The 2,107-nt window shown below is 47.6% G+C and carries 19 tRNA genes; all 19 read left to right on the top strand.

Annotated elements, in window-relative coordinates:
- Positions 1 to 90 precede the first annotated feature (90 nt).
- A tRNA-Val gene (locus LACWKB10_RS09725) sits at positions 91 to 163 on the top strand.
- A 4-nt stretch (positions 164 to 167) separates the two neighbouring features.
- Positions 168 to 240: transfer RNA gene (locus LACWKB10_RS09720), tRNA-Lys, on the top strand.
- A gap of 12 nt (positions 241 to 252) precedes the next feature.
- Positions 253 to 334 (top strand) — tRNA-Leu (locus LACWKB10_RS09715).
- 32 nt (positions 335 to 366) lie between these two features.
- Positions 367 to 439, top strand: a tRNA-Thr gene (locus LACWKB10_RS09710).
- An 11-nt stretch (positions 440 to 450) separates the two neighbouring features.
- A tRNA-Gly gene (locus tag LACWKB10_RS09705) sits at positions 451 to 522 on the top strand.
- A 10-nt stretch (positions 523 to 532) separates the two neighbouring features.
- Positions 533 to 618 (top strand) — tRNA-Leu (locus LACWKB10_RS09700).
- A gap of 9 nt (positions 619 to 627) precedes the next feature.
- Positions 628 to 701, top strand: a tRNA-Arg gene (locus LACWKB10_RS09695).
- A 6-nt stretch (positions 702 to 707) separates the two neighbouring features.
- Positions 708 to 781: transfer RNA gene (locus LACWKB10_RS09690), tRNA-Pro, on the top strand.
- Positions 782 to 811: 30 nt separating this feature from the next.
- Positions 812 to 885, top strand: a tRNA-Met gene (locus tag LACWKB10_RS09685).
- Positions 886 to 898: 13 nt separating this feature from the next.
- A tRNA-Ile gene (locus LACWKB10_RS09680) sits at positions 899 to 972 on the top strand.
- A 48-nt stretch (positions 973 to 1,020) separates the two neighbouring features.
- Positions 1,021 to 1,094 (top strand) — tRNA-Met (locus tag LACWKB10_RS09675).
- 3 nt (positions 1,095 to 1,097) lie between these two features.
- Positions 1,098 to 1,171: transfer RNA gene (locus LACWKB10_RS09670), tRNA-Asp, on the top strand.
- A gap of 6 nt (positions 1,172 to 1,177) precedes the next feature.
- A tRNA-Phe gene (locus tag LACWKB10_RS09665) sits at positions 1,178 to 1,250 on the top strand.
- Between the two features lie 12 nt (positions 1,251 to 1,262).
- Positions 1,263 to 1,333 (top strand) — tRNA-Gly (locus LACWKB10_RS09660).
- Positions 1,334 to 1,338: 5 nt separating this feature from the next.
- Positions 1,339 to 1,412, top strand: a tRNA-Ile gene (locus LACWKB10_RS09655).
- Positions 1,413 to 1,416: 4 nt separating this feature from the next.
- Positions 1,417 to 1,506 (top strand) — tRNA-Ser (locus LACWKB10_RS09650).
- 325 nt (positions 1,507 to 1,831) lie between these two features.
- Positions 1,832 to 1,903, top strand: a tRNA-Glu gene (locus LACWKB10_RS09645).
- Positions 1,904 to 1,929: 26 nt separating this feature from the next.
- A tRNA-Ser gene (locus tag LACWKB10_RS09640) sits at positions 1,930 to 2,016 on the top strand.
- Between the two features lie 10 nt (positions 2,017 to 2,026).
- A tRNA-Met gene (locus LACWKB10_RS09635) sits at positions 2,027 to 2,100 on the top strand.
- Positions 2,101 to 2,107: the final 7 nt, after the last annotated feature.

Here is a 2,107-nt window from a genome sequence, read left to right as displayed (position 1 = left end):
TAACCATGCCGAACACAGCAGTTAAGCTTCTTCACGCCGAGAGTAGTTGGTGGGAGACTGCCTGCGAGGGTAGGACGCTGCCGTGCTTATGGAGGATTAGCTCAGCTGGGAGAGCATCTGCCTTACAAGCAGGAGGTCACAGGTTCGAGCCCTGTATCCTCCATCTCGAGTCGTTAGCTCAGTTGGTAGAGCATCTGACTTTTAATCAGAGGGTCGACGGTTCAAGCCCGTCACGACTCATGGCCCCATTTTGCGGGTGTGGCGGAATTGGCAGACGCGCTAGATTTAGGTTCTAGTGTTTTCGGACGTGTGGGTTCAAGTCCCACCACCCGTATTCGCCAATAATATATACCATATTTACATTTTGCCGATTTAGCTCAGTTGGTAGAGCATCTGTCTTGTAAACAGGGGGTCGTACGTTCAAATCGTATAATCGGCATTACATATTGTGCGGAAGTAGTTCAGTGGTAGAACATCACCTTGCCATGGTGGGGGTCGCGGGTTCGAATCCCGTCTTCCGCTTTCATTACTTGCCGGGGTGGCGGAATTGGCAGACGCACGGGACTTAAAATCCCGCGGTTGGTTTCAACCGTACCGGTTCGACTCCGGTCCTCGGCATTTAGTGATGCGCCCTTAGCGCAACTGGATAGAGTGTCTGACTACGAATCAGAAGGTTGAAGGTTCAAATCCTTCAGGGCGCATAATTACGGGAAGTGGCTCAGTTTGGTAGAGCACCTGGTTTGGGACCAGGGGGTCGCAGGTTCGAATCCTGTCTTCCCGATTGTAATCTTTATAAAATGATTGCATTGTTGGCGGTGTAGCTCAGCTGGCTAGAGCGTCCGGTTCATACCCGGGAGGTCGAGGGTTCGATCCCCCCCGCCGCTATTTCCCAGAGCTTGGACCTTTAGCTCAGTTGGTTAGAGCAGACGGCTCATAACCGTCCTGTCGTAGGTTCGAGTCCTACAAGGTCCATAAAGTATGGAGTTTGTTTGTACTTTTTGTACTTTTATATTTTAAAATCGCGGGATGGAGCAGTCTGGTAGCTCGTCGGGCTCATAACCCGAAGGCCGGTGGTTCAAATCCACCTCCCGCAATATGGTCCATTGGAGCAGTGGTTTATCTCGTCTCCCTGTCACGGAGAAGATCATCAGTTCAAATCTGATATGGACCGTAGGATGGCTCGGTAGCTCAGTCGGTAGAGCAAAGGATTGAAGCTCCTTGTGTCGGCGGTTCGATTCCGTCCCGCGCCATTTATTATTAGTGCGGGTATGGTTTAGTGGTAAAACGAAAGCCTTCCAAGCTTTAGTCGCGAGTCCGATTCTCGTTACCCGCTTTTTGGGGCCTATAGCTCAGCTGGTTAGAGCGCACGCCTGATAAGCGTGAGGTCGATGGTTCAAGTCCATTTAGGCCCATTGTGGAGACTTACTCAAGTGGCTGAAGAGGCGCCCTTGCTAAGGGTGTAGATCGGGTTATTCTGGTGCGAGAGTTCGAATCTCTCAGTCTCCGCTGATATAATTAAAAAGACCGTTAGAACAAAATCTACGGTCTTTTTAATTACTAGATATAGCTGTAATACAGGCTTTTTAACAATATGTTATAACAATATTTGTATTGCTTAAAGAAAAATACTTTTAATTGGCAATCTTACGAAAAAAGTTTAACTTTTTGCACAAAACTCTTGCATGATGAGTCATAATCCTGTATTATTAATAACGTTGTGATTCAGCAACTTAAAAGGATTTATCGCATCAGCTAAATAAAAAAAGGTTGACTTTTGGCAATAAGTTCGGTATTATAATTAAGCGTCTTATGGCGTAAGAACGATAAATATGACCCGTTGGTCAAGTGGTTAAGACATCGCCCTTTCACGGCGGTAACATGGGTTCAAATCCCGTACGGGTCATTACCATTCTTGGTATATTTACATTTGGAGGATTACCCAAGTGGCTTAAGGGGACGGTTTTGAAAACCGTTAGACGGTCTTGCCGTGCGTGGGTTCAAATCCCACATCCTCCTTTATTAAAATCGCGGGATGGAGCAGTCTGGTAGCTCGTCGGGCTCATAACCCGAAGGCCGGTGGTTCAAATCCACCTCCCGCAATATGGTC

The organism is Lactobacillus sp. wkB10 (assembly GCF_000760615.1).
Classification (GTDB): domain Bacteria; phylum Bacillota; class Bacilli; order Lactobacillales; family Lactobacillaceae; genus Lactobacillus; species Lactobacillus huangpiensis.
Note: the sequence above shows the minus strand (reverse complement) of the source record. Positions and strands in the feature narration are given on the sequence as shown.